This is a genomic window from Paenibacillus tritici, from assembly GCF_018207515.1.
Classification (GTDB): Bacteria; Bacillota; Bacilli; order Paenibacillales; family Paenibacillaceae; genus Paenibacillus_AQ; species Paenibacillus_AQ tritici.
This window is the reverse complement of the sequence record NZ_CP073365.1, coordinates 7356615-7379506: the sequence shown is the minus strand read 5'-3', so window position 1 is coordinate 7379506 and position 22892 is coordinate 7356615. Positions and strand designations below refer to the sequence as shown.

Sequence of the window (22892 nt, the reverse complement as noted above, 5' to 3'; positions counted from 1 at the left end):
TGAGCTGTAACGAACTTTGATGAGCTGACAGGAGCTGTTACGGGCTGTTATGAATTGTTACGAACTGTTAGTAGCTGTTCTGAACTGTTACGAACTGTTCTGAACTGTTACGAACTGTTACGAACTGTTTTGAGCTGTTTTGAGCTATGAGGAGCTTTTAAGGAAAATAGCAGTTGGATTAAGTACACTTGCTGATGCGTGAACAGACGTTTCTAAGACAGGAGTTGGATAAACAGCACTTAAATTCTCCCCTTTCACCCGAAGCAGCAAAAATGATCAACAGTAGATGTTGTTTTTCCACTTAGTCCCGTATATCTTCCAGAAATCGACGAATTAAGATACGTTTGTCCACTTGCTTGCCGGGAGAGCTTGTCAGTGCTTCTCCAACCCCGCCCCTCGGCTCCCCTCTCAGCTCCCCGTCCTCCACCCCCGTCATCCATACGCAACTCCCAAGTATCCACCCCCGTCATCCATATGCAACTCCCAAGTATCCAATCCCAGCATCCTTGCGCAACTCCCGGGCATCCTCACTTTCAGCATCGACTCCTATGACTGCGCTTACAATGAATCCGCCCCTAGAAGCTCTTACTCAGCTCCAAGCCACCATCTGGATAATTCCTTGAAGCAGTACATAAAGTTTAACCAAACCGTAAATAATGTGACAATAATTACCGTTATACTATTATGGCCATAAACCTACTTGTAAATCTAAGGATGTGAAGGCATGGGAAGCAGATATAGCAAGGCCGCTGCGCTGGGATTGTCACTGCTCTTGTTAACCTCTTGCGGCGGTCCTTCAGCCCAGCCTGTCCCTTCTTCTTCTCCGGCGGTCCCGCCCCCAGGGACAGCCCGGCCGGATGAGGTGCGGCCCCAACCCACAGTGGAGCAACAGGAGTTACTTGAATTCATAGACACTAAGCTTACAGGACCCTACGGGGTATATACGAATCTGCGGGAGACCAGCGAATCGGCAGAGCAGGCTACAGGGCATGAGGTTCTGAGCGAATCGGCTTCTCTTCTAATGGAGACGGCCGTCCGGGAGGGCGATCAGGAGCGGTTCAACCGGCACTGGACGCTGGCCCGCCGAACCTTCGATATGGAGGGCGGCTTCAGCTACCGCTTCAGTCCCGGGCAGCAGAAGCAATTCAACGTGAATGCAGCGGTGGACGATCTGCGGATGATCGGGGCGCTGTATGAAGCGGGTCAGGCATTTCACCAACCGGAATATACTAGCGAAGCCGATAAATATAGCAAAAGATTTTATAAGAATAACATTAAAAAAGGTTACATGTTTGACATGTATGACAATTTTTACAAGGTGGTAAACGAATCGGTAACTTTGTGTTATATTGATCTGAGTGTGTTGCAGAAATTGTCGATATCTAGCGAATCGAAAGAGAATTTGTTGAAAAATATGAGCGGTATTTTGGAGGAGGGATATTTGTCCGATACTTTTCCATTCTATGAGACCCGCTTCGATTATAAGACAGGTGAGTACAGCTCTGAAGGCATCAACGCAGTAGAATCTCTGCTGACTATTCTTCATCTGACAGAGAGCGGCCGGCAGAAGCCGGCAAGCATCAGCTATATCAAAGCTCAGGTCGCAGCGGGAACATTGTTCGGACAATATACACGGGAGGGTCTGCCGGCTAATGATATTCAATCTACGGCGATCTATGCGCTCACGGCTATGATTGGAGCTGTGGCGGGGGACGAATCTCTTTATCAGTCCAGTATGGACCGGATGAACGAATTCAGAGTTACAGATCCTGAAAGTCCGCTGTATGGCGGATTTGGTGATGTTGCGGCCCGGCAGGCATACTCTTTTGACAACCTCATGGCGCTGTTGGCTTATTCCTATAGATAGATACACAAACTAAACTAACGAGGGTGAATCCGAGATGATAGATAACAACTTAGAGCATACAACCATTCGTCCTGGTCTGACGCTTGCCGGCTTTCGTGTGACTCCGGCGTTTGTCGCAGCCTTTGGCGTTCTGCTGGTGACCGTCATCTCGCTGTTTACGCTCCCTTATATCGGGATGGCAGATAACGGGGACTTTTACCGGATTATATACAGCAATGGATTATACTTCGATCTTCCGGACTATGACAGCCGGTATTTCGGGTATTTCGTGAAGCAGTTCGGAATCTTCCAATATTATAACGAGAACAGTTCGATGGTAGTGTCTTCCCAGTCCCTGTTCATTAAGCTGGCCATCTTCATCAATAAGCTGTTCTTCAGCAAGGAAGTATTCGATATCCGGTTCCAGGCCGGGATCTATACCTTGCTGTATGTTACTGCGATCTATCTGCTGATTGAAGCTGTCACATTCAAAATGTCGTTCAAGCGGGGAATGCTGGTTGCAGTCTTGGCGATTTTTATCTTCGGGGATACAGGGTATACTTCCTATTTCAGTTCGTTCTTCGGCGAAAGCGTGGTAATGGTCACCATGATCATGGTGTTCGCTTCCTGGCTGCTGCTCTACCGCAAAAGATATAACGATTACGCGATGCTGGCGATTCTTCTGATCAGCACCTTGATTCTTACTACCTCCAAGCAGCAGAACGCTCCTGTGGGGATGGTTATTTCCCTGCTCTCTGTTCCGTTGATCCTGATCCGCCGGGATAAGCTGTTCCGCTGGATTACCCTCCTGTCGGCTGGTCTGATGATGTTCGTCGGGATTGCCACTTATCTTAATATCTCCAAAGAGTTCGTAAATATTAACCAATATCATGCAATGACGCGCGGCGTCCTGATGGAATCAGAGAACCCGGAGACTGCGCTTAATTCCTTTGGCATCAACGAACAATACGCAATTCTTAAGTCCAATACCTACTATGACCAATACGGGACAGTGGATGTGAAATCGGAAATGCTGCAGAAGGATTTCTACAGCCGGTATGGTTTCGTCTCTATCCTCAAATACTATGTAACCCATCCGGAGCAGCTTGGCTCGATTCTCGATACGGCCGCCGAAAGCGCCTATAAGATCAAACCGGCTGCGATGGGGAATTACGAGATGTCCGCAGGCAAGGAATTCCGGGCCCAGAGCCACTTCTTCAGTCTGTACAGTACGCTCAAGGAGAAGCTGGCTCCCCGTACCTTTGCCTTCATTCTGCTCTGGATGGCTGTAACTATTGGAGTCTATATGCCGTCCTTCGTACGCGCGGTTCGTACACGCGATTACCGGGGGATGCAAAGGCTGCTCCTGATTCTGGCGACCATGCTTGTCGGGCTGTCGGGCATTGTAGTCTCTATTATAGGAGCGGGTGATGCCGATATTGCCAAGCATGAATTCCTGTTCACTCTTGCCTTCGACCTGATTACCTTCCAGGTCGTATCCAGTGTGATCGGCCGCGGAATGTCATCCAGAAAGTCAATGCCGGCTGCACCACCTGCTTTGCCGGCCACGGATTATACTACTCTTAACAGAGGGGTGGGCGCTTGAGACGAAGAGGGATATTCATTCTCGTAATACTCTTACTCGGGGGATCACTCCTGCCGCCCGTACGGGCGGTATCCGCAGCAACTGCTTCTCCGGCTCCGGCACAGCGTATTCTGCTGCTGTTCGACAGCCTGGGCAGGGGCACGGACCAGGAGGGGAATGTGGCAGAGCTGCAACGGCTGCTCGCAGCCTATAGCGCACAAGTCACACTTAAGCCTATTGCCGGTTATGAGCCGGGCAGCATGTCCGCCTACACCGGAGTAATCACCGTTGTGAATAACGACGAGCTTGGGATTACGAATCAGGCTTATCTGCAGGATGCAGCCAAGTACCGGGGGGCTGTGCTGCATGTTGGGTATAGACCGCCCGCCGGGATGCAGCAGGCCCTGGGGCTGAAGCCGGGCGTGTGGCATGGGGCCGGGGCGAGCCTGTCCATCGGCGGGTTCACCGGGATTCCGCTGGATGTGAAGAAGATGCCCTATATTACAGCCGCGGGCAGCGGACGCTCGTATGGCCTGTGGTCCTCGGCAGATGAAGGAATGCAGGCGCCCTTTGCGGTTAGCAGGGGCAGAATAACTTACCTGCCTTATCTGAAGCAGGGGAATTTCACGGGCATGGCTGCGGCCTATGTGCTGAAGGACTGGCTGAAGTTCACCGCAGAGCCTCAAACGTATCTGGTGATCAAAGAGATCTATCCGTTCTCTGATCTGGAGCTGCTGGAGGAGCTGGCAGACCGGCTGTATCAGAGCGGTATCCCTTTCATCGCGAGTGTCCGGCCGGTGTTCGGCAATACGGACTTCCCCGCAATGAAAAGGTATCTGGAAGCCCTGCGAACGGTGCAGGCCCATAACGGCAGTATTGTGGTTAATGCTCCGGCCGTCAGACCGCCGGTCAATACGAAGGACCGGACGCTGCGCGGGAAGATGAACCACTTCATCAATGTGCTGACCGAGGGAGGCGCTGTGCCGCTGGGGGTTGCTGCCGAGGGGTACTGGACGTATGACAAGGAATATTCCACCGCTGGCATGGGCTTCTTCAACTCGGCAGTACTCTACCCCGACGGGGAGACGCATTATATGGAGCAGATGGACACCTCGGCGGTTTTTGCTTCCGCTGTATATAGTCTGCCGCCGGAATTGCTGCAGGGGATCAGCAGGGACGGCAAGGCCATGCCGCAGCTGCCGCTGAATGCAGGAGTTACGTACGACCTGCCGGAGAATGAAGACGGGCTGGAGGAGCTGCTGCAGAGTCTGAAGAATGAATGGTACACCTTCGCAGACTATAAGCAGGCTTCCCATAAAGTTAGCACGGATATTCATACGCTTGTAGCCGCCGGCGGTGTGATCCAGGTGGACGGCCATACGCTGGATGTGGATTATATCCCGAAGACGGTGATTGATGATTACCAGTATCAGGAGAAGCAGGCTACCAGCTTCAACACGCTGTTCAGCGTGCAGAATCAATTCTTCATCGTCGTGATTCTGGCTGCGCTGATCTTGTTCGGCGGTCTGCTCGCCATCGGCTACAGACTATACCGGAGGAAATATTTGAGGAAGTAATCCGAGAAAAATTTAGCGACATTAGGAGAATAATATGACGATCTCAGACGTCCTGATGGTGATTGCGGTCATCTGCATCTGGTCCCTGCTGCTGGTGAATGTGGCGCTGATTATAGCGGGATATCTGTACTACATTGCAACTGAAAAGGAAGCTGTGCCGGAGATCACCGGTGAGCATCCGATGGTTACGATCATGGTTCCTGCACACAACGAAGGTATTGTGATCAGCAAGACGGTCGAATCCCTGCTGGCCCTCGACTACCCGCATGACCGGTATGAGATCATCGTCATCAACGATAATTCGTCGGACAACAGCGCGGAGCTGCTGGGCGATATCCAGCGGAAGAATCCGCAGCGCAATCTGATTATCATCAATACGGATGCCGTCATAGGCGGAAAGGGCAAATCCAATGCCCTGAACATCGGCTTCTCCCGCAGCAGGGGAGAGCTGATCGCCATTTATGACGCTGACAATACACCGGAGCGCACAGCGCTGAAATATCTTGTGGCAGAGATCATTAATGATGACTCACTCGGCGCGGTGATCGGCAAGTTCAGAACCCGCAACCGTAATGCCAGCCTGATGACCCGGTTCATTAATATCGAGACCTTGTCTTTTCAATGGATGGCTCAAGCGGGACGCTGGAAGCTCTTCAAGCTCTGTACGATCCCGGGGACGAACTTCATTATGCGCAGATCCATCGTTGAGAGTATCGGCGGCTGGGATGTGAAGGCGATTGCCGAGGATACCGAGATCAGCTTCCGCATTTACATGATGGGCTACCGGATCAAATTCCAGCCCAAATCGGTCACCTGGGAACAGGAGCCGCAGACGGTCAAGGTGTGGTTCAAGCAGCGGACACGCTGGGCGAAGGGCAATATCTATGTCATTGTGAAGAACCTTCCGCTTCTCTTCGACCGCAAGGCGGCGAAGATCCGCTTCGATATTCTGTATTATGTCTCGATCTACTTCTTATTGCTGATCTCACTGGTCACTTCGGATGTTCTGCTCGTTCTGCATGCCATGGGTTATGTCCATACCACCATTGCCGGACTCAGCAGCTTCCTGTGGCTGCTCGCCATCGTATTGTTCGTGGTGGGCATCTTCGTTACGCTTACGACGGAGAAGGGCGAGATGAGCCTGTCGAACCTGTGGATTATTATGCTGATGTACGTGTCATACTGCCAGCTCTGGATGGTGGTTGCAGCTTACGGGCTATACAATTATCTCAAAGACGTTATTTTCAAACGGGAAGCCAAATGGTACAAAACCGAGCGTTATTAATGCGCCGGAGGTCAGAGAAATTAGAGATACAGGAGACACGGACATGATGAGAAAACAGATAATAACACTGCTGCTCTGCCTCTCCCTCTTCCTGGTTCAAATGCCTGCGGCGCATTCGGCGGCACTTCCCGGTGAAGCCGGGCAGACGTATGAAACTTCGTTCACGGGCGGAGAGATTTCCCTCAAGGGCTCAGGCTCCCAACAGCAGTTCTTCACAGTAATGGAGTACTGGAACATTGATAAAGTAATGATTAATCTGCATTTCCAGGCGTCTCAGATTAATGAGGATACGCGCTCGAGTGTAACGCTGTCGCTGAACGGCATTCCGTTCCATTCCTTCAGGCCGTCCCGGGAGAATAACGGGCAGCAGAGCCTGAGTGTGGAGGTACCCAAGGGCTTCGTGACCGAAGGCACCAATACGCTGGGCATCCAGGGCAACTTGAGAACGGATACCGGGGGGTATCAGCTATGCAATGTCGATGATATGCAGGATAGCTGGCTGCATCTGTTCAATACCTCCAATATTGCCGTCAAGTACACAACTAAGGCGATTACCGGGGGGATTCAGGATTTCAGCAGCAGATTCTCGGGCATGGATACGGTGAAAAAAGAACAAAGCCTGCTCACGGTCCCGCAGAATGCCAGCGGGGCTGAGCTGGAGAGCGCCACCTACGCCCTCTCGGGCTTCGTCAAAGGCAATACGCTGAACGATACAACCATTCCGCTGCTGCCTTACCGCGAAAGCACCGTCGAGGACAAGCGTGCAGTAGTGCTGGTAGCCATGTATGACCATCTGCCTGATAGGCTGAAAAGGCTGGTCAGCACGGCGGATGACCTGGGTACACATGCCGTAATCCAGCTGGTTGACAAGGAATCCCAGCCCACGCTGATTGTCACCTCCAAGGACGAGAGCCTGCTGATCAAAGCCGGACGGCTGATGGCCAGCAGAACACTGATGAGCCAGATCAGCAAGGATCTGAAGGTCGTTGACGGTACTACTCATGTAGTAGATCCGGCACCGCCCATCAGCACGAATATTACCTTCACGGATACGGGGGATAAGCTGACCGGGCCGAATCATCAGGAGCAGACGTATTTCGTATCGCTGCCCTCTAACCGCTCCATTGCAGATGACGGGAAGATCAGCCTGGATTTCCGCTATGCCGCGAATCTCGACTTCAACCGTTCCCTGGTTACAGTGAGCATCAACAATACGCCCATCGGCAGCAAGAAGCTGACGAAGGAGCTGGCAAACGGGGATGTTCTGAATCTGAATGTCCCGCAGAGTCTGAATATCTCCGGCAACTTCACTGTGACGGTGGCGTTTGAGCTGGAGCTGGCGAGTATTCTCTGCACCCCTAACAGGGATGAGATGCCTTGGGCCTATATCAGCAAGGAATCGCTGATGCGGCTGAATACGAAGGACCGCACAGATCTGCTGCTGGGCAATTACCCGTATCCGTTCCTGCGCGATGGAATCTTCAACCGTGTAGCCGTGGTGCTGCCGAAGGAAAAGGATGATTACACCTACAGGAGCCTGGGCAATATCTTCAACATGCTCGGCAAATACGCCGGGGGAAATACGGGTGATGTTCACTACTACAGCGATACTGTAACAGCGGGCAATCTGAAGGACAACAATATCATTGCCATCGGGACCTATAAGGATAACAAGGTGATCCGCGATAACAATGACAAGCTTTTTTTCAAATATAATAAGGATGGCTCAACCCTGCTGTCCAATGAGAAGTTAGCCATTGAGGAGAAGTACGGGGCCGGGATCGGCACCCTGCAGCTGCTGGAATCGCCTTACGAGGGCGGACGCGGCCTGCTGGCGGTTACGGCCGTCCGCTCCGAGAGCAATTTCATTGTCTCCAAGCTGATTGGCAGCGAGAAGGACAGATGGAAGGTGTACGGTGACGGAGTTGTAGCGGACAAGGACGGCACAGTCAATGCCTACCGCTTCAAGACCATCACCGGTGCCGAACCGGAGTCTCTGGCCTCTCGGGTGATGGAGCGCACGGATGTGCTGGGCTTCGTGACCGCAGCGGTACTGATGGTGGCGCTGGTGGTTGTAGCTCTGCTGCTGCTGCTGCGCAAACATAAGAAGAAACGTGGTGATCAAGCGTGAGACGTAACCGCAGCAGTCTAACCTCGGATCTTGGCTTCCTGGCCTTTCTGGTCCTGATCTTCGCCTGCATCGTATATATCGCAGGCTCTCCGGACCACTATATCCAGAACATTATTATTCTGAATGTATCCTTCATCCTGGCCCTGGTCACGTATTTCACCACGGTCACCGCGGGACTTACGCTGAATCTGGCGTTTGTATTCGGCTACGGCTTCTTCGTGGTATATCAGACGGTAACCCAGGGCGCGTCCATCGGGGTAGACACGTACTTCTGGCTGATTATGACCCCGCTGCTTACGGTCGTGCTGTGGGTCTTCACCTCCAGTACCCGCGAGCTGCAGGCGGAGAACGAACGGCTGCTGAAGCGCACGGCCAATCTTGCCGCAGTGGATGAGAATACAGACCTGCGCAACAGCATCTCCTTTCAAAAGGATGCCAATCTGTTCATCGGAATCTCGACCCGCTATAAGATTCCGCTGACGCTGCTGGTGGTGAAGGTGAAATACTGGAGTGAGATCCGCCGTCTCATCCCGGAAGAACAGCTGTCTGAAGCAGTCTATGATGTCTCCCAGCTCAGCCAGTCCAGCATCCGTACCAATGATGCGCTGTATCTGCTGGACAAGGAGGAGGCGACCTGGGGGCTGCTGCTCTTCACAGACCGTGAAGGGTCCAAAATTGTCATTGAGCGGATCAAACAGCGGCTTCAGGAATTGAATGACACGGAGTTCTCCGGCAAATACAAGGTGAACCTGGGGCTGAAGATCGGTGCGGTGGAATATGAGGCGGACAAGATTGAGAATCCGCTGGATTTCATTGTGCAGGCCAAAAACCAGCTGGAATACGATGTATAATACAGGAGCGGCCGGATCTTGAGGCCGCTCCAGTGTTGACTATTGACTCTCTGACTCATTTCACGTATGATAGTATGGCGTGTAAAAATCGGAAGATTTACGCATCTCCCTTCGTCTAACCTGATTTTTCAAATAGACCAAGAGATGGCTTCATAATACCGAAGAAGTTGTATCCGTAATGAAAGGAGGTTACTACAATGAAACAAGGCATACACCCTAAGTTCAACCAGGTTATTTTCTTCGATGCAAGCGTAGGCTACAAATTCCTGAGCTCATCCACCAAATCATCCGGTGAAACTATGGAATGGGAAGACGGCAACACTTATCCAGTGATCCGTGTAGACTCCAGCTCTGCATCCCACCCGTTCTACACAGGCAAACAAAGAGATACCGAAACTGGCGGTCGTGTTGACAAGTTCAAACAACGGCTTGCTCAGAAGAAATAATGGTATTGTTGCTATAGAGGATATTCCCGCATCCATGCAGATGGTGAAGGAGTATCCTCTTTGTTGTATCGGGGGTGTTTAACGTGCCGCTGTTGCGGGTATTAATGCTTAGGTGGGAAGTGGAAGGTATCAATTAGATGTTTGGAAGGGCATTGATTGTGTGTTTTCCGACAGGAAAGTTGATTAACCCATGTACTGCTTGAAGGACGGATTGAATCGGGATGTCATCCGATTATTATCCGGATTAGCATCAGCAACCAGCAACTGGAACCCCGGCATAACTATAAATTCGCTTCTCACCTTTTGAAGACCCTACGGGCTGCCCGTAGGGTCTTCGTGTATGCACCGGGAAGAACCGGGTAACGTTAGGCCGCGAGCCTGGGGTCCGGCGGTCCGGCAGGCGCGGTGAGGGGTAGGCGGATTTGCCCGTCTGGCGCTACCCCTCCGAGGAATCCCCTGCTCAACCTGCCTTGTTCCGGCTATGCGTCAGCTTCAAGCTTCCACTGCTGCGGTCGTACTGCATCTCTACTCCGAGTGCTTTGCTTAGCGCATCTATCGGAACCATTAATCTGCCCTTCCTCAGCTTTGGCGGAGCTCCGGTAAGATGGACCGGCGCGGAGTTCACGCTCAGAACCATCGGCGGCGTCGGATGCTTCAGCCGTTCTATGGACAGCGCCGGAGCGAGGGTCCGGTCCCCTTCATTGATCCGTGGTGCGTTCATCGTTGTTCTGGAGCTTAAGCCCTGCCCGATATTGAATTTCAGCCGGATACCGAGTGAATCACTTGCCTCCAGCAGCTTGTCATTATAGGAGCCGTACGGAAAAGCAATAGCCGAATCCGTATTGCCCAGCTCTTCCTTCAGCCTGCGCTCTGCATGAGCCAGGTCCCCGGTTACTCTTCTGTAGTATTCTTCATTCAGTTCATTGCGGTTCTCATCATCAATATACAGCAAGGCGCTCGCCGCCGGACGGGTGCCCCCCTCTGCATCGACAATGCCGTAATAATGCAAATTGTACGTATGATTATAGAAGTCCATTCCGGCGCGCTTCATCCCTCGCATCTGCTCCCAGGTCAGCTTGGGCACCTGATGCTTATTCGGATGATCCACATCAGATACAATGATGAAGTTCACTGCGGTGCAGCCGTGCTTTTGCAGGATCGGGAAGGCCAGCTTATAAAAGCTCTCATACCCGTCATCGAAGGTTAGCAGAACGGCATTATCGGGAACCGGGGCATTCTCCAGCATGAACTGCCGGTATTGCTGCATCGTAATGATATGGAAGCCCTCCTGCTTCAGCAGCCGCAGCTGTTCATCGAACTGCCCAACAGTTAATACTCCGGGATAGAGCGTTAACGGTGCTACAGCAAGATGATGGTACATCAATACCGCCACCTGATCTTTGTAATAGACGCCTGTGGGAAGCGGAGCCTGCTTCTCCCAGCCGATTCGGGCGCCCAGCGCCCGCTCAGCGATTTCTTTATCCAGCATCAGTTCATGATCCGCCGTCAGCGTATAAGCATCTGTGGTGATCCGGGTTCCGTCAAGGCCGGTAATTTCAAGCTTGGTCATACCTTTCATTCTGAAAGGAACAGGCAGGAAGACTACTAATAGTAACAATAAGACGATATAACGTTTTTGCAGTTGTCGCAGGTTAAGTTTCAATGTCCGGTTCTCCTATGTCCTGAATATAATGATAATAATAAACCTATAACGTCCGGGAAGACAAAAATGTGACAAATTCGTTTTTTTCAGGAAACTGGAGGCAGATGATTTTTGAAGAGCCTGCGGTGGTAATTAGATTTATAATGAATATATTAACAATTTGCCGATTAGCAGATACTGGGGGGCGGCTATGGAGGATTTCAGAGACCGGATGAGGGCTGTGCAGCAGCAGCAAGACAGGCTGTTGAAAGAGTATCAGGCATTGATTGAAGAATATGAGAGCAGTGATCTTGTCCGCGAGAATGAAGTTCTGATGCAGGAGAATGGGGCGAGCAGGCTGATCCTGGCGGAGCTGAAGGCTCAGGCTGCCAGGCTGGAGCGTGACAACTCGGAGCTGCGGACCGCGCTCGCCGAGCAGATTCTGGATGAGAAGCTGGGCATTCTGCGGGTATCGCGGCAGAAGCTGCAGACGTATTTCGCCTCCCGGGATCACGCTTATCTCGACCGGCTGACATCCTTCGAGCAGGAAGCCAAGCGGCGTATAGAGGAGATGTACAGAATAGGCGCCCGTGAGCTGGGTCAGGAGAAGACACAGATCAACTATATCCTGGATGAGGTGCAGGCGAAGCTGAATGAGAGTATCCTGCTGCGCAGGCAATGGCAGCGGGAGACCGGGAAGTCCCTGAAGGGTACGATGGACAGCGGTCTGGATGATTTCGCAGCCGAAGGGGTCAGTGAAGAGACCCTGCTGCGCCGCCGCAAGCAGAACCGGATCGAGATGAAGATCGGCCTGAACTGGATCAACCGTCTGGGCATTCTGCTGCTCCTACTGGCAGTGGGAGCGGGGTTCAAATACAGCTATTCCACCTGGTTCAATGATTATATGAAGGGCAGCGCCTTCTTCCTGCTGGGGGCTGTGATGCTGGCGGGCGGGGAATGGCTATTCCGCAAAGGGCGGGGGGCCTTTGCCCTCGGCCTGATCGGGGGCGGGGTGTCCGTACTTTACGGCTCGATTTTTTACAGCTATTTCTTACTGGAGATTATCGGGTTATGGGCCGGGATCGGCCTGTCGGTACTGGTCACTCTGTCCGCTGTGCTGCTGTCGCTGCGCTACGAGTCGCGGACCATCTGTTCCATGGGCCTTGTCGGAGGGTATCTGCCGCTCTTCTCTTACATAGGGGCTTTCGGGCTGCAGGGCAGTGCCGTGTACGCGGCGATGGGGTATCTGTTCGTGCTCAACCTGCTGATTCTGCTGATCTCCCTGCGCAAGCGCTGGGTGGTTGTCAATTACATCAGCTTCCTGTTCAATACACCTTCGATCCTGCTGCTGATTAACCTGGCGGACAGCCGTGCGGCGGGTATCCTCTGTGCGGTGCTGACCTTCGCGATGTATCTGGGCATTACGCTCTGGTACCCGTTCAAGTTCAAATCGAAGCTTACCTGGCTGGACTTCTGCCTGCTGGGCTGCAATACAGTCATTAGCTGTGTGACGCTGTATGTTCTTTTCCTGGATGCAGGTCTGAATGAATTCACAGGTGCGCTGGCGCTGGCCTTCTGCCTGATGTATCTGGGACTTGGTGTACTGCTGGAGAAGCGGATGCCGCAGGAGAGGGAGAGCAAGCTGCTGTTCTATGTAACCTCCTTAACCTTTGCCATCCTGATGATTCCGTTCCAGCTGGGCACGGCCTGGTGGTCTATCGGCTGGCTGGTGGAAGGCGTGGCGCTTACGGTCTACGGCCATCTGTACCGCTTCAAGGCAGTGGAACGCTCGGGCTGGGGAATCCTTGCGCTCTGTCTGCTAACCTTCTTCGGATTCGATGTTCTGCTGCAGGTGTCTGAGCTTAATGCTGTAGTCTACTACAGCAATCCGTATTTCGATCTGAAATATACATTTGTAACGGCGGGAATGAGTATTGTGGCCTTATTGTATGCCTTCCGCTATGCCAGCCAGGACATTCTGCTGCGCAGCACACCTGCGGAGGTGAAGGCTACGGTCTGGTTCAAATACGCCGCTATCGTGAACTTCTATGCGTACCTGATATACGAGGCTCTGCGTCTGTATGACTGGATGGTGCCTGAGAATACAGCGCATAATGCATTCTATAAGCTGCTGCTGGCGGGACTGCTCACTTCCGGCCTCGCTTATGCGCTGCCGAAGATAAGGGTCCTGTATGATGCCGTGGTCGGCATCATGGTCATGCTGCTGTACGGGATTACTTATGCCATCTGTATCGGCATCACGCTCGGCATGCCCAGCCTGCCGGAGGGGTTGTCCGGCAGCTCCGCAGCCGATGTTCTGGTGCTGGTTCTGCTGATCCTCTTCAATCTGTTCGTGTGGTTCAGCGGCGCAAGGCTGCTGCGGACTACACTGCTGCGCGATTACAAGAATATTGAGCTGTATCCTGTAGCTATGGGCATCTATCTGCTGGTGATGATTACGGCATTCCTCGGGGTGCAGATCCAGGTGCGTGACGGCGGGCTGGCCTTCAGTCTGATCTATCTGCTGCTGGCGGTGCTGTTCATTATGTACGGCTTCTGGCGAAGATATCTGTACATCCGCCGTTTCGGACTGGGGCTGTCCCTGCTGGCAACCGGCAAGCTGCTGCTCTATGATCTGACCCTGCTGAACACCGGCAGCAAGATCATCGCTTATTTCAGCTTCGGGCTCTGCCTGCTGGGGATCTCATACCTCTATCAGCGGATATCGGTCAGAATGGAGGAAGCCTATGCGCCGCAAGAGAAAGACAGGACAGAGAACTAGAGCGGCGGCTGTGCTGCTGGCGGTCCTTGGCGGATTGCTGCTGAGTGCCCCGGTTGTTCATCCGGCGCAGAGTGCGGCGGCATCGCCTGAAGCGGCTGTGAAGGCCGGCGGCGGGCAATGGAAGTTCTCGCGTGAACTCTCCATCCCGGAGACGGCTCCCTATTATGAATTGTATCTGGATGAAGCAGTATACCGGTCAGCGGCAGAGGATCTGCGCGATCTGCGTATTACCGACCGCACCGGCGCTCCGGTTCCGTATTACCTGGAGAACGGAGCGCGGACGGTGGAAGAGCATGATGCCGTCTATTCCTCGGCGCTGATCCACAGGGCAGTGAAAGGGACAGATACGCTGCTGGATTACCAGATTAAGCCGCTTGCCGAGCATGTAGACATTCAGGGGAATAAGCTGGTGATTGAGCTTCCGGCGGAATCCTTCCTGAAGCATGTGGAGGTGTGGGGAGGCTATGACGGGCTGGCCTGGGAGCAGGTAGCCACAGGGGACCTCTATGCCACAAACGGACTGAGTGCAGACAGCATTACGCTGGAGCGCGGCTATAAGTTCAGCTACTACCGGCTTGTGGTGAAGAACAATCCGGAGGGGCTGGAGTTCCCCGGCCTGAAGCTTGTGGACAGCAGCAGGGAGTGGAGAACGGCTGCATTCCTGCGGCAGAAGACACCGCAGACGGAGATTACCCAGGTGGAGAACCGCACCGAGATCCTTATAAGCAACATGAACCGGCTGAAGATTGGGAGGGTGAAGCTCGGCAGCACCGGGAATTTCCTGCGGAGGTATGAACTCTATGACAGTAACGGGGTAAGGATACCGGTGGCTGGAAGCGGGGAGCTGTACCGGCTCGATTTCAAGGATACCCGGATTTCACAGACAGAGATCCAGCTGCTGGCGCCATCCTCTTCCGGGTCCCTGCGGGTTGTAATCCACAATCTGGATGATGCCCCGATTATAATCAAGGACCTTCAGATTGAGTATCTGGTGGACCGGCTTGTATTCGCAGGAGGGGAGAAGGCGCCGTATTCATTAATCTACGGCAATACTCTGGCTACCGCACCGCAGTATGATATTATTAATTTCAAAGACCGGATTGACGGGGAGAAGCTGGTACAGGCTGCGCTCGGTGCAGAGACATCAGTGCCGGAAGCAGCGGAAGAACCGCAGGAGCAAGGCGGTTGGTTCCAGGGCCAGTGGGGCTTCAATGCCATTATTATCGCGGTCTCGCTGCTGCTTATTCTCATTGTTGCCCGTAAGCTCGGACGGACTAAATAGTAAGAAAGAAGGATCAACGCATGACCCTGATCATAATTGCAGTTGTATTGCTTGCGGTGGTTGCCGCAGCCTATCTCCTCATGACGGTCTACCCGGCCTTTGGGCGGAGGGCCGGGAAGCAGGAGAAGCTTCTGAACAGCCGTTCGCTTCATTACAGTAAGGGCAAATTTGCTTATCCGCAGACTGCTGAGTTAAGCGGCGGGAAGGCCGGGGGCAGCGGCCTCTCCATTCTGAGAGACTTCATCAAGGGTAATCCGCGGTCAAGACCGGCTGAACCGCTGCAGCCGCAGGGGCTGTTGCCGGAATCCATCGGACAGAGCCGCGATACCCGGGTCACCTGGTTCGGGCATTCGGCTGTACTGCTGGAGATGGACGGCGTTACCCTGTTCCTCGACCCTATGCTAGGCAATGCCCCGTCGCCGTTCCCGTTCATCGGCGGCCGCCGCTACAGCAAGCAGCTTCCGCTGGAGATCTCCCGGCTGCCGCAGATGGATGCCGTGGTGCTCTCCCATGATCATTATGATCATCTTGACTATGGGACAATCCGCATGCTGAAGGATAAGGTCGGCCTGTTCATTGTGCCGCTGGGCGTTGGTGCCCATCTGCGGCGCTGGGGGGTGAGCGGGGAGAAGATCCGCGAGCAGGACTGGGGCGATACGCTTACTTATGCGGGGATTACCTTCACCAGTGCTCCGGCGCGTCATTTCTCCGGGCGGAGCCTGCTGGACCGCAACACCACGCTGTGGTGTTCCTGGATCATCCAAGGCGAGAAGACCAAGGTCTTCTTCAGCGGGGACAGCGGGTATGGTCCGCATTTTGCCGAGATTGGACGAAAGTACGGCCCCTTTGATCTCACGCTGATGGAATGCGGCCAATATGATCCGCGCTGGGCGGATATCCATATGCTGCCGGAGCAGACGGTAGAAGCACATATAGAGGTACGGGGAGATCTGCTGCTTCCGATTCATTGGGGGGCATTCACCCTGTCCATGCATGACTGGACTGATCCGGTGGAACGTATCTTAGCAGCTGCGGCGCGCAGAGGGGTACGGCTGGCTACGCCAAGAATCGGAGAGACTGTAACTGCAGGTGCCCCCGCGTATCCGGATTCCCCCTGGTGGAGATGAGGCTGCGCGCCTTAAGGGGACTTGTGGTACAATCATTGTGCATAAATGCCAAGGAGCTGACTAACGAAGATGAGTAATGAAGTGAACGAGCAGGAACTGGTGGAAGTATTGTCTGCACAGACGAAGGTGGCTCCGGCCGTCATCCGGCTGGTGCTGAAGCACGAGCAGGCGTTCATCAATCAGGCGAAGGCCAATGCCAAGGGCGAGATTGATATTGATAATGATGATCTGGTCGATTATGTTACGGCACAGCGTGATGTGAAGCTGGACGAGCTGACGGTAGAGACCATTCTGGATGCTGAAATGGATTATTTGATGGACAAGGGACTAGCCGGATATATCGACTGAACCCAATAGCTGGCGGGCACGCGGTTACTCATAAGAGGCCGTGCGCCCGGCACAATTTCTAAAATTTTAACTTTATTTGCTTCATTTGCACTTAATGCTTTGCATTTGGAGAATTAGTGTGCTACAATGAAGTTAATCATAAATTTAACCCTTAATTCACATATTGTAAAAGGTTAGCATTTGTGTTTATGGAGCCTTTTCCAATGTGTGAATTTTTATTTGTTCGTACAATACGTAGGAATAAAAGGACATGTGTTAAATAAAACTTTGGAGGTAATATCATGCAAACAGGTACAGTAAAATGGTTCAACGCAGACAAAGGTTTCGGTTTTATCGAGGTTGAAGGTGGAAGCGACGTATTCGTTCACTTCTCCGCAATCACTGGCGACGGCTTCAAATCTTTGGACGAAGGCCAACGCGTTGAGTTCAACGTAACTCAAGGCGCTCGTGGTCCACAGGCTGAGAACGTTGTAAAACTGTAATAAACCCAAATAAGCTGCCCTTAACACAAGTTGAGGGCAGCTTTTTTTTATAGGCGTGCCCAGAGGCACGCATTATCTAGTTGGTGAAAGTCCAACCAAAGGAGGGACCAAGCTACCTTTGTAGCTAGGATGCTTGCACATGGCGAAATCTGTGTGTAAAAGCGCATCGACAAAAGTACTGGTCAGAGACCGGGCGAGCAACAATTCAGGCCGCAACATCAAGTGAATCCTGCCGCGTCGTCAAAAAGGCCCTGCAAAGGGGAACAGAGGGAGCCGAGTCCCGCTATTATGGACGAAGGCCAAGGAAGCTGTGCAGAACTTGGAACAACAGTGAAGAACCCTCCGGCGTATAGGGAACGGCATGGATTGAAAGATAATGCAGTGAACTGGGGAGACCCTCCCCCACACGGAATTTTTTTTTTAGGAACCCGTAAAGAGGCGCTCTATAAGTCCAGAAGACGAAGTGAACCGTCTGTGGGAAGGGAGTCCGAGGGGCTCGTAGTACCGAAGAACCTAAGGACAACATAACCTTAGGGAGGGAAGGAGCCCTGCTTTGTTTACGCTTTTGGAGGAGGTACGAGTGAGTGAATGCCAAACGGCTAACGACACCCAAGGAAAAAGTTCAAGAACTCCAAGAAAAGCTAGGTCATGCGGCCAAGGAGAACAACAAGCGTAAATTCCACGCCTTGTACGACAAAGTCTACCGGTGGGATGTGCTATGCGAAGCCTGGAAACGGGTGAAAGCGAATAAGGGAGCTGCGGGAGTGGATGCCGTAACGCTCGCTGAAATCGAGAAACAAGGAGTGACGAGATTTCTCAAAAGCTGTGAGCAAGAATTGAAAGAAGGCAGCTACCATCCGCAGCCGGTTCGGCGGCACTATATCCCGAAGAAAGATGGGAAGCCAAGACCGCTAGGCATCCCTACCGTACGGGACCGTGTCTTACAAATGGCAACCAAACTGGTGATTGAACCCATCTTTGAAGCCGATTTTAAAGAAGTCTCCTTCGGATTTCGTCCAAAACGAAGTGCCAAAGGAGCGCTGGAGCGAATCCGGAAAGCCTGCAACCGCAAAGGAAATTGGGTAGTCGACGTCGATATCCAAGGTTACTTCGACCATATCAATCAAGAGAAACTCATGAAATTGGTACAGATGCGTATCAATGACAGACGGATTCTGAAGCTCATACGGAAGTGGCTTCATGCGGGAATAATGGAAGAAGGAAAGGTACGGCGCTCCGATCTAGGGACACCCCAAGGTGGTGTCATCTCGCCACTGCTGGCGAATATCTATTTGAACTACTTTGACCGGTTATGGGAAAAACACGGAAGTGGACTGGGAGAACTGACGAGGTATGCAGACGACTTCGTCGTGGTCTGTAAAACCAAAAAGGATGCAGAACATGCGTATGAACTCATCCGCACCATTATGGAACGTCTAGAACTCACGCTGCATCCGACCAAAACCCGCATTGTAGGTCTGTGGACAGGAGACGAAGGCTTCGACTTCTTAGGAATGCACCACCGAAAAACGAAAGCAGAAACTTCTCAAGGGAAGGTGTACTATACCACCCAGCAGTGGCTAACGAAGAAGGCAGAGGAACGTATCCGAGGCGTGGTCAAAGACCGATTAGCACCGCCCGGCATGCGCTGGAAATCGTTCGTGGAACACGTGGAATGGCTCAATCCAAAGATACAGGGATGGAGAAATTATTACTACACGAACTACAGCCAAAAGAGATTAGCCAAGCTGGATTGGTATATCCTGCAGCGATTTACGCGGTGGTATGCGAAGAAGAGACAACGGAGGAGATGGATGAGTTCATTCCCGGAGGTCAAGTATATGGTCAATAAGTGTGGACTAAAAACGCTATTGTAATCTGCATGCCCATGAATGACAAACATCGGAAAGCCGTATGAGGGAAAACCTCACGTACGGTTTGATGAGGAGGGGCTGGGTTGTACCAGCCCTTTACTCTAGAATACGCCAATCAAGCTATTAGGAGGGGTACTTATGTATTTTCGTAAAAAAGCGCTGGAGGATCTTCCCCAGGAAGACACAGCCATTTGGTCCTGCACCAAGGAAGATTGCACCGGGTGGATGCGCGATAACTTCGCCTTCCAATATGTGCCTACCTGCTGGCAGTGCAATTCACCAATGACCAGAAGTATGAAGATCCTGCCTATGCTTGTGAATACGAATTCGGACATGAAGGCGATCAAGAAGGGCATTACGATCCGTTAATTGCCGCTTCCCGGACGCTTTGTACAGAATCAGCATATAGCAACAACGCCATAGCAGTCAGTTCCCTTGCCGGGAACGGGCTATTTTTTTTGCCGTAAATCCTGCACCGGGTAACCGGGGTTGACAATATCAGGGGATCAAGGGATAGTAGAGAAGTGGATGAAGGACACATAATTGGAATAATGTCTCATCTTTTAGGAGGGGGCGCGGGAATGAACAAATATCTTAGGCTGCTGCTTCTGGTTATGGCTATTTTGAATCTGGTGAATATCCATTACCGCAATCCAGTCCTGCTTGCAGTTGTTCCTGCTTTAGCCATTATTATAGTTGTTCTGGATATTTCTCTGCAGCCAACCCGCCGGAAGGTATGGGCCTACATCATTGGCGCCGGCCTGCTGGCCTTATTGTGGGTAGCTCTGGAGCTGAAGTGGCTCACTCCGCTGATGCTCATCTAATGATCTGGTGCACGCTGCCGAAGCCCTTGGACAGCTCCTCGAAGGGGAGAACTGCGCTCTGGGGCTCTTTGCTGTTGTTCCGGTTTCCGCCTGCGCGCAATGATTTCTCTTGACAAACCTTCCGAGTTTTGGAGAATAGAGTTGGAAACGCTGCCAGGGAAAGAAGGAATTCCGATGTTTCAGAGATTCAGAGAACTCAATACACTGCGCAATCAGATATTCATCGGTTTTTTGCTGGTTATGCTGATCATTATTCTGGTTTCAGGGGCGTTCGTGTACGACCGGGTATCCATTCTGCTCAAAAATAATGCTGAGCGGCATATCCAGCAGACGGCCGTTCAGGCCAACGGGCGGCTGGATGCGCTGATCGGCCAGATTGACGGCCTGATGGAGCAGGTGGCGAATCATCCTACAGTTCAGCAATTGCTGCTGGAGGAGCTGAACGGCAATGAAGTATCCTTCAATCAGCGCCAGTCGCTGCTGCAGATTATCTCCAGCTACCAGGCGTACATGCCAAGCGTGGGTTCGCTTGAGCTGTATACCGCCGATTACAGGCTGCTATTCCCGATTAAGGAGGGCAGCCTGGAGACCCGAATCAGCGATCCGCATATCACTGAGGCTAATACCCAGAAGGGCCGGCTGGTGTGGATCGGCGTCGATCCGCATGATGACCAGAGCCTGCTGGCGATCCGCCAGGTCAGCCTGATGGACCGCTGGTTCTCGCGGGGAGGCTACCTGATGGCCCGCATCCAGCGCAGCTACTTCCAGCTGGACGATCAGATCGCCGGCAGTGACGGAGGGGAGTCGGTGCTGCTGGTGAACGATGAAGGCCAGTCCCTCGGAAGCATGGAGACGCCGAAGGAGGATCTGCTGCCGCTGCTGGAGAGCGGGGATCAGACGGTGAACTTCCGGGGCAAGGAGTATGTGCAGGTCAAGCTGCGCTCGGATAAGACCCAATGGACGTTACTGGTGCTGACTCCGGTCAGCTACGTGACCAAGGGCCTGTCCGTGCTGCGGACGGTGCTGCTGTTGTCGGGGGGGATTGGAACCCTGCTGTTCCTGATCATGTCCTTCCTGCTGTCCACAATGATCACGCGGCCGATTATTCATCTAATCCGGGCTATGCGCAAATCCCGCCTGGGCGTACTGACCCCGAATTCACAAAAGGTGTCTACCATAGAGCTGCGGGAGCTGAATAACACCTACAATGGTATGGTGGCGAATATCAATGATCTGATCAGGGTCGTCTATGAGAAGGAAGTGCTGCAGAGCCGTACCGAGCTTAAGGCCTTGCAGGCCCAGATCAACCCGCATTTCCTGTTCAACACACTGGAGGCCTTCAACTGGTCGCTGGAGGAGAAGGGGGAGGAGGAGCTGGCCGGATTAGTTGTGGTTATGTCCAGGCTGTTCCGCTATATTATTGGCAGTCCTAATAATAAAGACGAGTGGGTAACGCTCAGTGAAGAGGTTGAACAGATCAGGCGTTATCTGAAAATTATGGAGATGCGGATGGGAGACCGCCTGTCCTGGGAGATCACTCTGGACCCGAATGAGGCGGCTGTTCTGGTGCCCAAGCTGCTGATTCAGCCGATTGTGGAGAATGCCATTCTCCATGGAGTGGAGAGCCGTGTCGGCAGCGGCAGTATTGAGGTTGTGATCACCCCTTCCCCGCGTGAAGGGTGGACTTCGGTGAAGGTGTCGGACAACGGGCCCGGCATGGATGAGGGCACCCTGCTGGCACTGCGGGATGCGCTGGAAGGCGGGCCGCCTATCTCTGCCAAAGGCAGCGGAGTGGGTCTTGTGAACGTCCAGCGGCGGCTGAAGCTGTATTACGCGGAGGAAGCCACCCGGACGGAGGGCCTGATTGTGGAGAGCAGGTTATCCGAAGGGACTGTAATAACATTTGAAATTCCGAGCAATGGAGGATATACCCATGAGTCTGGGCAACAGGACCATTCTGGTCGTAGATGATGAACCAAGAACACGGCAGGGCATCAAGCAGACGCTGGAGTTATGGGCGGCAGGCCGGTATATGGTGGAGACTTGTGACAACGGGGTTGAAGCGCGCGAGCGGCTGCGGCAGGAGCGGGTCCATCTGCTGATTACGGATGTGCGCATGCCCGAAGTCAGCGGGCTGGATCTGATCCAGTCGCTTCAGGAATCGCCTTGGAAGCCGGTGATCATTGTCATCTCCGGTTATGCCGAATTTGATTATGTGCAGCAGGCGATGCGGCTGGGGGCAGTTAATTATCTGCTCAAGCCGCTGGACAAGGCCGAGCTGCTGTCTGTGGTCGAGGATGCGCTGAAGCGGGAGGAAGAGCATCAGCGTCATGTGAAGCTGGAGAAGCTGGTGGATCACAAGCTGCTGCAGATTGACCCGGATCAGGCGGGGATGGGCCAGCCGGTCAAAGAAGCGATTGCCTATGTGGAGCAGCATCTGCATGAACAATTGACGATGGCGGAGGTGGCGGGGGTGATTCATCTCAATGCCAGCTATTTCAGCGTGCTGTTCAAGGAACAGGCCGGAGTGTCCTTCACTGAATATCTGGCGCGTCTGCGGATTCAGCGGGCGAAGGAATTACTGCTGCAGACCCCGCTGACGATCGGGGAGATCGGGGAGCGTGTAGGGTATCGTACGGACAAGTATTTTATCAAGGTATTCAAGTCCTTAGAGGGGATAAGCCCGAGCCGTTACCGGCATCAGGTGAAGGGCGGGTCTCATGAAATCCAATAAAAGTGGTATTTTAGCCAATAAGTGTGCCCTTATATCCCTCCGGGTGCGATGCTAGAATTTTACTGATAGCGATTAC

General features: G+C 52.8%; 19 protein-coding genes. 17 read left to right on the top strand and 2 right to left on the bottom strand.

What is annotated here, in order from left to right; genetic code table 11:
• Positions 1-301 precede the first annotated feature (301 nt).
• On the bottom strand, positions 302-436 hold the full coding sequence (locus KDC22_RS33845; RefSeq protein WP_281424948.1) for a hypothetical protein: 135 nt from the start codon (positions 434-436) through the stop codon (positions 302-304).
• Between the two features lie 288 nt (positions 437-724).
• Here KDC22_RS33845 and KDC22_RS31675 point away from each other — a divergent pair, with 288 nt between their 5' ends.
• From KDC22_RS31675 to KDC22_RS31645, 7 genes are all read left to right on the top strand, one after another.
• Entirely contained in the window at positions 725-1867 is a 1143-nt protein-coding gene (locus tag KDC22_RS31675) for a glycosyl hydrolase family 8 (protein WP_211721490.1), read from the top strand.
• A gap of 34 nt (positions 1868-1901) precedes the next feature.
• The gene (gene wsfD, locus KDC22_RS31670; protein ID WP_211721489.1) at positions 1902-3452 is read left to right on the top strand and encodes a glycan biosynthesis hexose transferase WsfD; all 1551 of its coding nucleotides are present in this window, start codon (positions 1902-1904) and stop codon (positions 3450-3452) included.
• Positions 3449-5008, top strand: a complete 1560-nt coding sequence (locus KDC22_RS31665) for a hypothetical protein (protein ID WP_211721488.1) — start codon at positions 3449-3451, stop codon at positions 5006-5008. Before wsfD ends, KDC22_RS31665 begins: the two co-directional genes overlap by 4 nt.
• 34 nt (positions 5009-5042) lie before the next feature.
• Positions 5043-6293 carry a glycosyltransferase family 2 protein gene (locus tag KDC22_RS31660; RefSeq protein WP_211721487.1) on the top strand — a complete coding sequence of 417 codons (1251 nt, stop codon included), beginning with the start codon at positions 5043-5045 and terminating at the stop codon, positions 6291-6293.
• Positions 6294-6336: 43 nt separating this feature from the next.
• A complete protein-coding gene (locus KDC22_RS31655; protein ID WP_211721486.1) occupies positions 6337-8424 on the top strand; it encodes a cellulose biosynthesis cyclic di-GMP-binding regulatory protein BcsB in 2088 nt (695 codons plus the stop codon).
• Entirely contained in the window at positions 8421-9275 is an 855-nt protein-coding gene (locus KDC22_RS31650; RefSeq protein ID WP_173133831.1) for a diguanylate cyclase domain-containing protein, read from the top strand. The genes KDC22_RS31655 and KDC22_RS31650 overlap by 4 nt, the downstream gene beginning before the upstream one ends.
• 197 nt (positions 9276-9472) lie before the next feature.
• Positions 9473-9721, top strand: a complete 249-nt coding sequence (locus KDC22_RS31645; protein ID WP_036691962.1) for a type B 50S ribosomal protein L31 — start codon at positions 9473-9475, stop codon at positions 9719-9721.
• Positions 9722-10181: 460 nt separating this feature from the next.
• Here the strand turns inward: KDC22_RS31645 and KDC22_RS31640 are convergent, their stop codons facing one another.
• Positions 10182-11384, bottom strand: a complete 1203-nt coding sequence (locus KDC22_RS31640) for a polysaccharide deacetylase family protein (protein ID WP_211721485.1) — start codon at positions 11382-11384, stop codon at positions 10182-10184.
• A gap of 190 nt (positions 11385-11574) precedes the next feature.
• Here KDC22_RS31640 and KDC22_RS31635 point away from each other — a divergent pair, with 190 nt between their 5' ends.
• The 10 genes from KDC22_RS31635 (at position 11575) to KDC22_RS31590 (ending at position 22816) form a co-directional block, all read left to right on the top strand.
• Positions 11575-14145, top strand: a complete 2571-nt coding sequence (locus tag KDC22_RS31635; RefSeq protein WP_211721484.1) for a DUF2339 domain-containing protein — start codon at positions 11575-11577, stop codon at positions 14143-14145.
• A complete protein-coding gene (locus KDC22_RS31630) occupies positions 14111-15427 on the top strand; it encodes a DUF3999 family protein (RefSeq protein ID WP_211721483.1) in 1317 nt (438 codons plus the stop codon). The genes KDC22_RS31635 and KDC22_RS31630 overlap by 35 nt, the downstream gene beginning before the upstream one ends.
• A gap of 20 nt (positions 15428-15447) precedes the next feature.
• Positions 15448-16554 carry an MBL fold metallo-hydrolase gene (locus KDC22_RS31625; RefSeq protein WP_173133813.1) on the top strand — a complete coding sequence of 369 codons (1107 nt, stop codon included), beginning with the start codon at positions 15448-15450 and terminating at the stop codon, positions 16552-16554.
• Positions 16555-16623: 69 nt separating this feature from the next.
• Positions 16624-16902 (top strand): hypothetical protein, encoded by a 279-nt coding sequence (locus tag KDC22_RS31620; protein WP_173133811.1) that lies wholly within the window; start codon positions 16624-16626, stop codon positions 16900-16902.
• Between the two features lie 281 nt (positions 16903-17183).
• Entirely contained in the window at positions 17184-17384 is a 201-nt protein-coding gene (locus KDC22_RS31615) for a cold-shock protein (RefSeq protein ID WP_019914790.1), read from the top strand.
• Positions 17385-17968: 584 nt separating this feature from the next.
• Positions 17969-19261, top strand: a complete 1293-nt coding sequence (gene ltrA / locus KDC22_RS31610; RefSeq protein WP_211720874.1) for a group II intron reverse transcriptase/maturase — start codon at positions 17969-17971, stop codon at positions 19259-19261.
• A 135-nt stretch (positions 19262-19396) separates the two neighbouring features.
• Positions 19397-19627, top strand: coding sequence for a cold-shock protein (locus KDC22_RS31605; protein ID WP_173133808.1), 231 nt, complete (start codon positions 19397-19399; stop codon positions 19625-19627).
• 212 nt (positions 19628-19839) lie between these two features.
• Positions 19840-20082, top strand: coding sequence for a hypothetical protein (locus tag KDC22_RS31600; protein ID WP_173133806.1), 243 nt, complete (start codon positions 19840-19842; stop codon positions 20080-20082).
• A 174-nt stretch (positions 20083-20256) separates the two neighbouring features.
• Entirely contained in the window at positions 20257-22053 is a 1797-nt protein-coding gene (locus tag KDC22_RS31595; protein WP_211721482.1) for a cache domain-containing sensor histidine kinase, read from the top strand.
• Positions 22016-22816, top strand: a complete 801-nt coding sequence (locus tag KDC22_RS31590; protein ID WP_211721481.1) for a response regulator transcription factor — start codon at positions 22016-22018, stop codon at positions 22814-22816. The genes KDC22_RS31595 and KDC22_RS31590 overlap by 38 nt, the downstream gene beginning before the upstream one ends.
• The last annotated feature ends 76 nt before the right edge of the window (positions 22817-22892 follow it).

Coding starts and splice junctions, on each gene's coding strand:
- KDC22_RS33845 (WP_281424948.1), bottom strand. CDS start 436: ATGACGGGGGTGGAGGACGGGGAGCTGAGAGGGGAGCCGAGGGGCGGG.
- KDC22_RS31600 (WP_173133806.1), top strand. CDS start 19,840: ATGAACAAATATCTTAGGCTGCTGCTTCTGGTTATGGCTATTTTGAAT.
- KDC22_RS31675 (WP_211721490.1), top strand. CDS start 725: ATGGGAAGCAGATATAGCAAGGCCGCTGCGCTGGGATTGTCACTGCTC.
- KDC22_RS31605 (WP_173133808.1), top strand. CDS start 19,397: ATGTATTTTCGTAAAAAAGCGCTGGAGGATCTTCCCCAGGAAGACACA.
- KDC22_RS31595 (WP_211721482.1), top strand. CDS start 20,257: ATGTTTCAGAGATTCAGAGAACTCAATACACTGCGCAATCAGATATTC.
- KDC22_RS31590 (WP_211721481.1), top strand. CDS start 22,016: ATGAGTCTGGGCAACAGGACCATTCTGGTCGTAGATGATGAACCAAGA.
- KDC22_RS31660 (WP_211721487.1), top strand. CDS start 5,043: ATGACGATCTCAGACGTCCTGATGGTGATTGCGGTCATCTGCATCTGG.
- KDC22_RS31655 (WP_211721486.1), top strand. CDS start 6,337: ATGATGAGAAAACAGATAATAACACTGCTGCTCTGCCTCTCCCTCTTC.
- KDC22_RS31615 (WP_019914790.1), top strand. CDS start 17,184: ATGCAAACAGGTACAGTAAAATGGTTCAACGCAGACAAAGGTTTCGGT.
- KDC22_RS31630 (WP_211721483.1), top strand. CDS start 14,111: ATGCGCCGCAAGAGAAAGACAGGACAGAGAACTAGAGCGGCGGCTGTG.
- KDC22_RS31620 (WP_173133811.1), top strand. CDS start 16,624: ATGAGTAATGAAGTGAACGAGCAGGAACTGGTGGAAGTATTGTCTGCA.
- KDC22_RS31645 (WP_036691962.1), top strand. CDS start 9,473: ATGAAACAAGGCATACACCCTAAGTTCAACCAGGTTATTTTCTTCGAT.
- KDC22_RS31635 (WP_211721484.1), top strand. CDS start 11,575: ATGGAGGATTTCAGAGACCGGATGAGGGCTGTGCAGCAGCAGCAAGAC.
- KDC22_RS31625 (WP_173133813.1), top strand. CDS start 15,448: ATGACCCTGATCATAATTGCAGTTGTATTGCTTGCGGTGGTTGCCGCA.
- wsfD (WP_211721489.1), top strand. CDS start 1,902: ATGATAGATAACAACTTAGAGCATACAACCATTCGTCCTGGTCTGACG.